This is a genomic window from Globicatella sp. PHS-GS-PNBC-21-1553, from assembly GCF_033564055.1.
GTDB classification, from domain to species: domain Bacteria; phylum Bacillota; class Bacilli; order Lactobacillales; family Aerococcaceae; genus Globicatella; species Globicatella sulfidifaciens.
Genome location: NZ_CP085470.1, coordinates 101,303 through 112,322 on the forward strand (window position 1 = coordinate 101,303; position 11,020 = coordinate 112,322).

Consider the following 11,020-nt stretch of genomic DNA (forward strand, 5'->3'; position numbering starts at 1 on the left):
GCTGGCAGGCATATTTTTATTTTTTTAATGTTTGAAGTAATTCATCAATTTCATATCGATCGTAGTACCACTTGGTTCCCTGTCTACGTTTTTTTAAACCTAATCTTTCCCATTCTCTTAAAATCTTTGCATGGCAGTTATATTCCTCATAAACTTCCTTCTGCATTAACCATTGTTTTTCTTTTGCTAACATACGTTTCTCAACCTCTTGTTCAATAATGTCTACAATGTGATTAACAAGTTCTAAACTTGCTGATTCTGATAATAAGCTTGTTAATTCCATTTCTTACTCACCCCTTAATTCATTAATGTCAAAATTTAAAGCATCAGATAGTTTAAAAGCTGTCGTTAATGTAATGTCCTTAGTGATTCCTGACAGGATTCTGTAGAGTTGACCAGACTTGAGATCAGCTTTAACTTGAATCTCGTGTACAGTCATTTCAGAATTGTCAACATATTCTTTCAATTTGTTAATATTTATTTTGATCATCTCCGTTCTATACACAATATATAGCGCTAAATAAAGTTATGCACAACTATATATTGTGATTTTAAGTAATCTCATGTATAATAATATTGTTAAGAATTGATCTCACGAAATTCTGAATAATATTATGGTGTGAATATTATTCTCGTTCAGTTTTTAATAATAACTTAAGAAAGCGAGGTGACTAAATGAACTATTTACAATTACAATTGCTTGATTATGCATTCTTTACCATCACACAAAACTCAAAATTTGATTATAAATTAGTTATAAAATCTAGCGACGATGTATTTGAGGCAAAAACATTTACGAAAAACGACTATGGCACCATTGAGTGGAAAATATACAGTCCCAATTCCCATAGTACTTATATTGAGAAATATACAAATTTTGAAGACGGAAATCCTTTCTATGAAATAAGACGTTATATTTACAATGTAATTTTAAAAAATTATGGTCAAAACAATGATCGTGTAATTCATTTTCCTGAAATATATTTCAATGAAATGATTGAGTTTATCCAGCAAATGGAAATTAATCACGAATTTGAAATGCCAGAGATCTTTTATAATTATCAATCATTAATAAATAAAGAAATTAACTTGAAGTTTGTAAAATCATTTGAAAACGAATATACCCCTTTATCCGTTGTTTTTAATGAGATTTAAAGGCTTTTAGAAAAATCTCTTTATCCGAAGTAGTCTTGATTACTTCAACATTATCGCCTTTAATTCGAATTCTAGTAGGAATTAATTCAGACGTTAGGTAAATTCCATCTAAATTTTTTAATGTTTCACCTTTTGATGGTTCTACTTCCTGCATATCTGTATCCAGATTGACCTGACCTAACAAGAAGATTTTGCATGCCAGTGCAAGATCTTCTTCTTTAATCTTATTTTCTTCTGCCCATTTAACGAGCATCAAATATGTGGCTATAAAATTTGACATAAATTTCACCTCGCTTTAAATCTTGACAAAACATTGTAAAAATAATGAAAGTAGGATTGCCTTGAAAAAATTTGAGAAAAAACCATAACAATCGCGCTCTCAATTTTAGTAATGATAATGTTTTTTAAATTAAACGAATGGATAATAACTCCGAATGATTTTTCAGCAATAAAAGTAATTAATTCTGTAGATTTTAATAAATTATTGGTGTCGTTTCTTTTTGTATTTTTCTTTTCAGCTTTTTTTGGTGCATTTACTGAAGAAGCACTCAAACTTTTTAAAATAAACAACTCAATAATTATAAAAATTTCAACAATTATAATGATTATTGTCTTTTTTTATTTGACTACCTATTCATGGCTAAATATTTTAACGACTGAACAATTTGAGCTATTATCAACTATCTTCGGATTCCCTTTTGTTGTTTTCATTCCTAGTATCATCAGGTTTCTTGTGACGTTTAATAATAAAAAGGGTTAGTAAAATAGGGGCACCGAAGTACATTATGTATAACAATAAGAAAACAAAGAAATTCATTTTTCACCTCTTGATATTTATTGCTGTTCTTATAGATCAGCAATATTTTTTATTTCATTAATAGTCCAATTAATAGAAAAAGATAGATTAAAATACATTGAATGTAACAAATGATTTTTAATGGCTTTTCAAATTCCAAAATATAAATTAATATCATGAAAATAAAAATAATTGTTGTTAGTAGAATAATTTGATTTTCAATATAAATTGCTTCCATTCACCTCTACCCTTTCCAATTCTCTCCTCGCTGCATCAAGAAAACCTTGCAAGCCATTTCAACATCATCTAGGTCGAATCCATTCTCAATGGCCCATTCGATTAATTTGACATATACTTCAATAAAACTTGTTTCTAATTTTTCTTCCATTTGAAATCCCCATTTTATACATAAAAATTATATCCAATAAAAAACTTACGTATTACGATAGTTTTTTGCAAAAAAAATATTAGTTGCTTCATCCGATGTGAGTTTCAGAGTAAAAAATATTCCATTCATTACGGGATAAGATGGTTTTGTTTTACCATTCAAAATATTGCTAATAGTGTCCCTATCAACACCAATTTCATGTGCTAATGTCCCAATATTATATCCATTTTCAGCAATTTTAGCTTTTAACAATTTACTATTAACTACTGACATTATTTCACCACCTTTCGTATTGCGTAAGTTTAATATACAATAGTATACCAAACATGTCAAGCATTTTACGTAAGTTAATCGGTCGAAAATACCTAAATGTATTGCAAATACCGAAAGTTTTCCTTATAATTGGTTTATAAAATATAGGAGGTTATTATAATGTCTTTTGAGGAACGATTGAAATACTCTAGGGAATTAAGGGGTATGACATTAAAAGAATTAGGTCAAAAAATCGGTAAGACTGAAGCTACGGTACAAAGATATGAGAGTGGAGATATAAAAAACATCAAGAATGATGTTATTGAAATGATTGCAGATGCCTTAGATGTTTCTCCAGCATATTTAATGGGTTGGACAGATAAAGAGCCTATTGATGAAAATACAAAAAGAATCGCTGCTCATATTGACAATAATGTAACAGAGGAACAAATGAAGGATATTATTAAATATATTGAATTTTTAAAATCACAACATCAAGAGGAGTGATTCTATGAACAATTTTGAAAAGTTAATTGCAGAATTTGAAAATGAATTAACTTTTAAATTTCGTTGTGACATGCCTGATGGACTACCAGCAATTATTATAAATAAGACAATTTATATTAATTCAAAAATACCATATGACGAGGCTATAACTTACTTATCAGAAGAAATTGGACACTATAAAACTTTAGCTAATGGAATTGATATAACCGATCAATCAATACTTTTTAATCGAAAAATGGAACTAAAGGGTCGTGAATGGGGATATAAAAAATTAGTTCCTAGAGAAAAGCTACTTGAATATATTAATAATAGAGAGACCGTATATACATATGACATCGCTGATGAATTTAATTTACCAGTTAACTATGTTAATGAAGTAGTTATGCATTATCAAAGAAAAGGAATTTTTTAATTTTTTATATTAGTAAAAAAGAATAAAGTAAAAAGTAATATTTTACATTGGTCAAGCTCTTAATGAATTGTTAGATATGATGTATTGCACAAAAGATGTCTCGTTTTTTGGCAAACCATTGAATGAACCTTTAAAGGATAAACTTAAAATTGTAATACAGATGGCTTTAGAACTTAATAAAGCAGGAAATAATATCGATTTATGACTATAAAATTGGACAAATCATTAATTACTTGCATCTACCAAGTTGGATGGAATGATTTATTAATTTAATTTGAATTATTAGAAAAAATAATATTATAAACTTTAGATACTTTTAGTATTATCTCTGCTATAATTGTTTAAGAGTCTTAAGGACTAAAACATATTGTATTGCCTAAAGGGCTAGAGCAGATGAACTAAATGTTTGTCTGCTCATTTTTTTGCATCTGTATCTATCTTAGCACTAAATAATAATCACTTATATAGGAGGTAAAACAATGAAATATGGCGTTAGAAAACCTAGTATAAATCGAAGTATTAAAGCAAGAACCACTGGAAGAATTAAACGAAGTGCCAAGAAAGCGATTAATCCGCTTTATGGAAAGAAAGGAATGGGTTTAATAAATAACCCTAAAAAAGCTATTTATAATAAAGCCTATAATAAAACGACTGTTAGCGCTCGTGATATTGGTAAAACAGCTAGCGGCTCGTCAGTGGTGGCAATGATCTATCTCGCATTAATTGCAATCATCCTTTATTTATTTTTAGACGGTTGGTGGAAAATTATACCGATTGTTCTAGGTATTATCAGTTTAGCAGGTATGGTAGGTTTATATGTCCAACTCATCCAATATATTGCTAATAATTATGTCGTATCATTTATTTTATTTGCAATGCTTGGAACGTTCTTTTATTTCTTTTGTGATTGGCTAGGGGTTTATCCAGCAACCATTCCAATTGCATTGATAGTCACTTATATTATTGGATTGCTTTATCCAAATCCAAAAGTTGATGAGTTAGTGGAAGAAATTGAAGAACCAGAAGTTGATGAAGAAGATCTTCGCATAAAAAAATTGGAAGGATTACTAGCGGTAGGTTTATTAACACAAGAAGAGTTCGATGAAAAAATGAAAGAAATTTAAAAAATCCCCCTCTAACTTGGCGGTCCGCAACCTATCGTAACTGAACCGCCGCTGAATTAGAAATTTTACCTCCTCTAGGAACGGAAGCTCCTGTGAGTGATTAAAGCAATTACCAACTCAAAATCTAGTAGCCAATAAAGCTAAATATTAATTAAAATTGAACTTTATAATGGTTGTTAGAGGATTACTATTGAATGGATGAAAGGATAAATTTTGGAAAGGAATGTTAAATTGGAAACAAAATATCTAAATTTAAATGAACTGGAACTAGACATAGACAACCCTAGATTTTCAATGTTTCACTTTGAAAACGAAAATGAAATAATATCTTATTTAACTGAATATGAAAATTTAAACACCTTAATGAAAAGTATTCAGAACCATGGTTATATATCACTTGGAGAACCATTAATTGTTTTAAAAAATAATAAATCTGATAAATTTGTTGTTTTAGAAGGAAACCGTAGAGTAGCTGCTCTTAAGCTATTGAAATCCAAAGGTATTCACTTATCAGATACCATTCGTTGTGATATTGTTGATTCTAGAAATGACGCATTATATAAAATTTCAGCAAAACATATATCTGGAATACAAAATTGGTCTGCAATAGATAAAAAAATTTTTTATGAAAAACAATTTGATACGTATTTAAAAAATGGTTTCAACTCCAAGGAAGCACTTAATAAGATTGAAGAAAATTCTGAAGAAAAGAAAAGTGTAATTAAAAAGGATATTTCTTCTTTTTATTTCGTTAAAGATATATATGACTTAGTAAAACAAGATAATCCTAATTTACCTCCACTTTCAAAACTTGGAACAGATATAATTACTGGGAGAATATTTAACAGGTTACAGACGTTATTAAATATTAAGATGAATGAAAAACTAAAGTTCAATATACCAGCTCAAAAAGTAAAAATTTATAATGATATATTATATGTTATAGGAAAGAATGTGTGGATAGATGGTGTTGTGGATAGTAGGTTATTAAACAAAAATAAAGATTTTGAAAAAGCATTGAACAATGAATTAAAAGAATTGGGTATATTAATTGAACAATATACCTCTATTACGTCTAACAAATCATTAAATACTGAGGATAATTCTAAAGCTGATAATTATACTTTAAATGAAAATCAACTAAATAACGAATCACAAAACACAAAGGATAATATTGATAATACAAATCTTCAAAAAAACACTTCTAATACTTATGTTGATGAACCGATTACCAAAAAGGGAAAAGAGATTTTAACACCAGATATAGTAAAAATATACCCTAAAAATGAAATTTTAGAACTCAATCAACTTCCATACGATTTAAAAGAAAATATTGTTATACATATAAACGACAAGATTGTACCAACTAAAAATATAGTTTTTAAAAGCAAAGCTAATTCTACTCTATTCCTAAATAATTCAATTATAGAGAGTCAAACACCAAATAGTACATACTCTGTTGACTACCAATACAAAGAACTAAATGGTACTTTTACTATAAAAATTAATGTCCCCATTCAAGTGGAAAATATAAATTTAATGAAGTATGAGATATTTAGTTCCTTAGTTAAAAGTATCGAAAAAATTCAATTTGACACCAAAAAAATTCTATTATCGCTATCAATATTGGAACGACTAAACTTATCTTTAGAAGAGGATAAAATTATTGCTTCACCAATAATTAGAAACTTTATTGAATATACTATATCTCTATATATAGAAAAATATCAATTAAACATTATTTTACAAAACAACCTTCCTGGAGCTTTTAACTCAGTAAAAGATAATTTAAATCAAAAATTTAATTGTTTTGAAAAAAACCAACTTAAACAACTTAAGACCGTAAAAGATGATTTGGAAACTATAAATTCTTACATACATGATAAAAATGGTATACCATCTAGCGAATTTTTGATTAGTTTATTTGAAAATTCATTACCAGCAATTGAGAAAATATATGAAATACTTACAGTAGAAAATTAACTATGGCCAAAATCGTGTTTTTTTTATATCATATGATAGAGGTGATGAAATTTGGCCACTACTAAATCTCCACTTAGATATCCTGGTGGAAAAACACAATTATCAAAATTTTTAACCAATCTAATTGAATTAAACTATATGACTGACGTTATTTATTGTGAACCATTTTCTGGTGGTTTTGGTGCTGGACTTGACTTACTTAGCTCTGGTCACGCCAGTAAAGTAATTATTAATGATATTGACCTAGGTATATATAGTGTATGGTTTGCAATACTAAATGATTATGAAATATTTATTAATCTTGTAAAAACAGTTCCGGTAACTATCGAAGAATGGTACCACCAAAAAGAAATATACAATGCGTTAATAAATACTAACTTTTACTCCATTGAGTTAGCTTTCGCAACTTTCTTTTTAAATAGAACCAACATTTCTGGAATTATTCAAGGTGGTCCTATTGGTGGAAGAAACCAAAAATCAAAATATTTAATAGATTGTAGATATAATAAAGAAAACTTAATCAAAAAAATAAAATGGATAAATAGTCATAAATCTAAAATTATACTCTTAAATTATGAAGCAAATGAGCTTATTCAAAAAGTTTTACTAAAAATTGACAAAGACAAATTATTTACATTTTTTGACCCTCCATATTATAAGCAAGGTAAAAATTTATATACTAATTTTTTTAATCACGAAAATCATTTAGAGTTAAAACAATGTATCGAATTAATGGGATATTTTAAGTGGATCGTAACCTATGATAATGAAGAAAATATCGAACAAATTTATAGCGATTTTCCTTCTTTAAGATATCAGATAAGATATTCTGCCAATAGAGTTAGAAAAGAAACTGAATTATTATTTCACAGTAAAAATACTATAGTCTCAAGTTTCGATAAAGTTCAATTCAAATAAAAATCCCACTCCCTCTAACTTGGCGGTCTGAGGAGTGGGATTGAAGAAAAAACAAGCCTTTATAAGGCCTATTTTCTATACCTATTTTAACAAATTTTAGGAGGTGATGCCATCATTTTTCTCACGCTGGCAGGCGAAAGGAGAAAAACAATGATAAAAAAATACACAAAGAAAGATGGATCAACAGCATATATGTTTGTCGCATACCTTGGTGTTGACCCAATCACTGGAAAACAAAAAAGAACAACTAGACGAGGGTTTAAAACCAAACGTGAAGCTTCTATCGCTGAAGCAAAACTTCAAACTGAAGTGGAAGAAAATGGTTTCGGTGTTGCACCAAAAAAGATGACCTTTAAAGAAGCATACGAGGGATGGCTAGAACAGTACTCTTTAACCGTCCGAGAAAGCTCATTAAATGTTGTAAAATCAATCATAGAAAGTGGCATTTTGCCTGAGATAGGAAACTTGAATGTAAATAGTATTTCACGAAGAAAAGCTCAACAACTTGTAAAAGAATGGCATTCAAAATATAAAACTTTTAGAAAGTACAAGGTATACGCTACTCAGATAATGGACTACGCACTTGAAGAAGGTGTTATCAAAACAAATCCATTTAGTAAAGTAAAAACACCACGATCTATTGAGTCTGTCGAAGATGATACTGAAAAATATTACACTAAAGATGAACTAAAAAAATTTTTAGCGTTTATTAAAGATGATACAATGTATTACGCAATTTTCAGATTACTAGCTTTTTCTGGCATCAGAAAAGGCGAATTAATGGCTCTACAATGGTCTGATATCGATAATAAGGTAAACACCCTATCAATCAATAAAACGGTCACCTATGGCGAAAAAAGTCGCCAAATAATAGGCCCAACAAAGACACAGGCAAGTAATAGAATTATTAAATTAGATAAAACCACTTTATCAGTATTACAAAAGTGGAGAATTGAACAAAGAACTCTTTTATTAAAGAATGGAATTAATTCAAATAATAAAGAACAATTCTTATTTACAAATCCATTTACTAATGAACTATTATCCAAAATGACCATAACTCATAAATTATGGTATATTTGCGAATCTAATAATTTTAAAAAGATTACGCTACACGGTTTTAGACATACTGCTTGTTCACTCATGTTTGATGCTGGACTTTCAGTAAAAGATGTTCAAAAAATTCTAGGCCACTCGAGTGTTAAAACTACACTAGATATTTATGCTCATGTCACGAAACATCAGCAAGAAAATGCAGCAGAAAAGCTTGAAAAATACATTCAATTTTAGTAAGAACGTATTCAAAACGTATTCAAACAAAAAATAACCACATAGAAACATTGATATATCAACATTTCTATGTGGTATATTAAGATTAATATTAACCTAATTTGTTTGTAATGATAAATAACACTAATTAACATTGGTGCAAAATAGCGTATATATAAAGGATGGGAAAATTTTTAAATAACATAAAAAAATAAATGATAAGCAATTGCTTTATCAATTGCTTATCACTAATCCACGACCAAGTGAATTACTTTAATGATCTCACCAGAGGTTTATTTATCACTTACGACATTAATAATAATTGTTTTTGTTTATTAGTCATCACTGAATTGTTTATACATTTTGGGTATAACTTAAGTATTTTATTCGAAAACTCTAATACTACATCTGAAGGAGTAAGATAGGTTGGATTCATGAAATCTATTTTACTATCAATTATCCTAAACTTAATAAATCTATATTGGTTCAAGCCGGAATATATTGCAGTATCCACCAACACAGTTTTCAATTTATCGTTTTTTATTTCTATTTTTTTTAAATTTTCTGATAATAATTTTTCATAATCAAGTATAGTTATTAATATATCTACTTCATCATTACTAATTTTATTCATGACAAACTCCACCATCTTATCACCTCCTATATAATTTTACTATTAAACATTATCTTAAAACACTTTATAATATTCGTCCACTAATTGCAATCCCTCAAATAAAAAATCTTTTGAAGTCTGAATATCTGGAATGACTCTTACATCCAAAGGATTCAACGCCCAATGACTGAATGGATCTCTGACCTGCTTATATGTGTTATATAATTTATTTAGGTACTCTAATTGAAATGAATTTAATGGGTTATCGGTTACATTAAAGTGGTATTCATTTGAATCATGATCTTTATTAAAAAAACCAAAACCTTTAGAGGTATCTAATCCACATGTACCGTTTAAAATTAGATGTAAATAATAGTCAAATGCCCTAAAAATAGGGGTAACTAAAAATGTATAATCTGGAACATTTGCTTCGAATCCATAATTAAATATCGCAGTTAACAGGTTATTTTTCATTTTCATGTCTAAGCCTTGCTCTATTACATTTGGTAGTAATTCTTTAAATTGTTTTTCTAAATCATCTACCCTTTCTGTGTCATTAAGCTTGTTTAATACTGTAATTACAGCTTCGTTTGAAGGCAATTTGTTAATAGCTAAAGTAATAAAACGTTGATAAAAACTAGTATCTGTTTTTCCTTGAATGTATAGTTTAGAATTGCCATAAAAATTAATCGAGATTCTATTTTTGTTAAAATCGTTTATTTGATATTTTTCTTTTCCGTCTTTTACTATATTAGAACTAACTTCAATAACATTTTCTTCATCAAATTCTAAAGCTTCATTTTTAAACTCTTCAATAACTTGATCTAAATCGGCTTTTGTAAGCCCACTTACATATACACTACCATCTCTATATGTTTTATAATTATTTTCAACCAAAGCATTTTTTGCTAGTCTATCCGCCTCTTCATTAAACTTAATTCCACTGTGGGCAGATAGATGTTCAAATTTAATTTCTATTTCAGCTTTCACTTGTGATAAGAATCCAGTATATTTTTTTGCAATTAATGATTCTGCTTTCCATTCACCTTTTGCCCATTTTTCAATACCTGAATAATCATAATATATTTTTATATCTTTAATTCCATTTTCTAATGCCCAAGAGATAGATTCAATTACGCCTTCAATCTCACCAGAAACGTTTTTCGACTGCATAAATTCTTTTCCAACAAAAGCTTTATAAAAACTCTTTTTGGCTACTTCACCATTTTCTAAATAAAAGATAATTACTCCATAACTGTATTTTTCTTTTGGTTTATTTGTGTAACTTCCATCTACAAAAGCTATTGCTTTTCTTTCTTCAATATTTTTTAATTCTTCATTCAATCTTTCATTTATTTCAGATGACGAAAGTGTGTGGTTATCTATTTGTACTTCCTTATCCATAAACTTTTCTGCTTCTTCTACTTTTGTAAAGCTCTTAAATATTGCACCTTTAAATCCTTTTATTTGTTTTTCAGCTTCATTCCATTGATTATATATTCCAGGAACACGACCAATCTTTACTGCATACCATTTTTCTCCATTTCCCACTTTATCAACTCCAAAATATTATTTATATATATCAATATATCAAAAACCACCT

14 protein-coding genes are annotated in these 11,020 nt (G+C 28.3%); 7 read left to right on the plus strand and 7 right to left on the minus strand.

What is annotated here, in order from left to right; all coding sequences use genetic code 11:
• Positions 1-16: 16 nt before the first annotated feature.
• Both LB888_RS00565 and LB888_RS12105 read right to left on the minus strand, forming a co-directional pair.
• Positions 17-283, minus strand: coding sequence for a DNA-binding protein (locus LB888_RS00565; protein ID WP_318753177.1), 267 nt, complete (start codon positions 281-283; stop codon positions 17-19).
• Positions 284-286: 3 nt separating this feature from the next.
• Positions 287-490, minus strand: coding sequence for a helix-turn-helix domain-containing protein (locus tag LB888_RS12105; protein ID WP_412928095.1), 204 nt, complete (start codon positions 488-490; stop codon positions 287-289).
• Positions 491-675: 185 nt separating this feature from the next.
• Here LB888_RS12105 and LB888_RS00570 point away from each other — a divergent pair, with 185 nt between their 5' ends.
• Positions 676-1,155 carry a hypothetical protein gene (locus LB888_RS00570; RefSeq protein ID WP_318753178.1) on the plus strand — a complete coding sequence of 160 codons (480 nt, stop codon included), beginning with the start codon at positions 676-678 and terminating at the stop codon, positions 1,153-1,155.
• Here the strand turns inward: LB888_RS00570 and LB888_RS00575 are convergent.
• From LB888_RS00575 to LB888_RS00585, 3 genes are all read right to left on the minus strand, one after another.
• Entirely contained in the window at positions 1,142-1,435 is a 294-nt protein-coding gene (locus LB888_RS00575) for a hypothetical protein (RefSeq protein ID WP_318753179.1), read from the minus strand. The genes LB888_RS00570 and LB888_RS00575 overlap by 14 nt on opposite strands.
• 760 nt (positions 1,436-2,195) lie before the next feature.
• The gene (locus LB888_RS00580; RefSeq protein WP_318753180.1) at positions 2,196-2,339 is read right to left on the minus strand and encodes a hypothetical protein; all 144 of its coding nucleotides are present in this window, start codon (positions 2,337-2,339) and stop codon (positions 2,196-2,198) included.
• Positions 2,340-2,384: 45 nt separating this feature from the next.
• Positions 2,385-2,612, minus strand: a complete 228-nt coding sequence (locus LB888_RS00585; protein WP_318753181.1) for a helix-turn-helix transcriptional regulator — start codon at positions 2,610-2,612, stop codon at positions 2,385-2,387.
• 159 nt (positions 2,613-2,771) lie between these two features.
• Between LB888_RS00585 and LB888_RS00590 the strand changes: the two genes are divergently transcribed.
• The 6 genes from LB888_RS00590 (at position 2,772) to LB888_RS00615 (ending at position 8,825) form a co-directional block, all read left to right on the plus strand.
• A complete protein-coding gene (locus tag LB888_RS00590) occupies positions 2,772-3,098 on the plus strand; it encodes a helix-turn-helix transcriptional regulator (RefSeq protein WP_318753182.1) in 327 nt (108 codons plus the stop codon).
• 4 nt (positions 3,099-3,102) lie between these two features.
• Complete coding sequence (locus tag LB888_RS00595) at positions 3,103-3,510, plus strand: ImmA/IrrE family metallo-endopeptidase (protein ID WP_318753183.1); 408 nt, start codon at positions 3,103-3,105, stop codon at positions 3,508-3,510.
• Between the two features lie 479 nt (positions 3,511-3,989).
• Positions 3,990-4,634, plus strand: coding sequence for an SHOCT domain-containing protein (locus LB888_RS00600; RefSeq protein WP_318753184.1), 645 nt, complete (start codon positions 3,990-3,992; stop codon positions 4,632-4,634).
• A gap of 231 nt (positions 4,635-4,865) precedes the next feature.
• Complete coding sequence (locus tag LB888_RS00605) at positions 4,866-6,617, plus strand: ParB N-terminal domain-containing protein (RefSeq protein WP_318753185.1); 1,752 nt, start codon at positions 4,866-4,868, stop codon at positions 6,615-6,617.
• Between the two features lie 51 nt (positions 6,618-6,668).
• Positions 6,669-7,535, plus strand: a complete 867-nt coding sequence (locus tag LB888_RS00610) for a DNA adenine methylase (protein WP_318753186.1) — start codon at positions 6,669-6,671, stop codon at positions 7,533-7,535.
• 150 nt (positions 7,536-7,685) lie between these two features.
• Positions 7,686-8,825 (plus strand): site-specific integrase, encoded by a 1,140-nt coding sequence (locus tag LB888_RS00615; protein ID WP_318753187.1) that lies wholly within the window; start codon positions 7,686-7,688, stop codon positions 8,823-8,825.
• A 283-nt stretch (positions 8,826-9,108) separates the two neighbouring features.
• Here the strand turns inward: LB888_RS00615 and LB888_RS00620 are convergent, their stop codons facing one another.
• Both LB888_RS00620 and LB888_RS00625 read right to left on the minus strand, forming a co-directional pair.
• The gene (locus LB888_RS00620; RefSeq protein ID WP_318753188.1) at positions 9,109-9,453 is read right to left on the minus strand and encodes a type II toxin-antitoxin system RnlB family antitoxin; all 345 of its coding nucleotides are present in this window, start codon (positions 9,451-9,453) and stop codon (positions 9,109-9,111) included.
• A 39-nt stretch (positions 9,454-9,492) separates the two neighbouring features.
• On the minus strand, positions 9,493-10,968 hold the full coding sequence (locus LB888_RS00625) for a viroplasmin family protein (protein ID WP_318753189.1): 1,476 nt from the start codon (positions 10,966-10,968) through the stop codon (positions 9,493-9,495).
• Between the last annotated feature and the right edge of the window lie 52 nt (positions 10,969-11,020).

Bases quoted from the DNA above. Each gene is read 5' to 3' on its own strand.
- LB888_RS00565 (WP_318753177.1), bottom strand. From the start codon at position 283: ATGGAATTAACAAGCTTATTATCAGAATCAGCAAGTTTAGAACTTGTT.
- LB888_RS12105 (WP_412928095.1), bottom strand. From the start codon at position 490: ATGATCAAAATAAATATTAACAAATTGAAAGAATATGTTGACAATTCT.
- LB888_RS00570 (WP_318753178.1), top strand. From the start codon at position 676: ATGAACTATTTACAATTACAATTGCTTGATTATGCATTCTTTACCATC.
- LB888_RS00575 (WP_318753179.1), bottom strand. From the start codon at position 1,435: ATGTCAAATTTTATAGCCACATATTTGATGCTCGTTAAATGGGCAGAA.
- LB888_RS00580 (WP_318753180.1), bottom strand. From the start codon at position 2,339: ATGGAAGAAAAATTAGAAACAAGTTTTATTGAAGTATATGTCAAATTA.
- LB888_RS00585 (WP_318753181.1), bottom strand. From the start codon at position 2,612: ATGTCAGTAGTTAATAGTAAATTGTTAAAAGCTAAAATTGCTGAAAAT.
- LB888_RS00590 (WP_318753182.1), top strand. From the start codon at position 2,772: ATGTCTTTTGAGGAACGATTGAAATACTCTAGGGAATTAAGGGGTATG.
- LB888_RS00595 (WP_318753183.1), top strand. From the start codon at position 3,103: ATGAACAATTTTGAAAAGTTAATTGCAGAATTTGAAAATGAATTAACT.
- LB888_RS00600 (WP_318753184.1), top strand. From the start codon at position 3,990: ATGAAATATGGCGTTAGAAAACCTAGTATAAATCGAAGTATTAAAGCA.
- LB888_RS00615 (WP_318753187.1), top strand. From the start codon at position 7,686: ATGATAAAAAAATACACAAAGAAAGATGGATCAACAGCATATATGTTT.
- LB888_RS00620 (WP_318753188.1), bottom strand. From the start codon at position 9,453: ATGGTGGAGTTTGTCATGAATAAAATTAGTAATGATGAAGTAGATATA.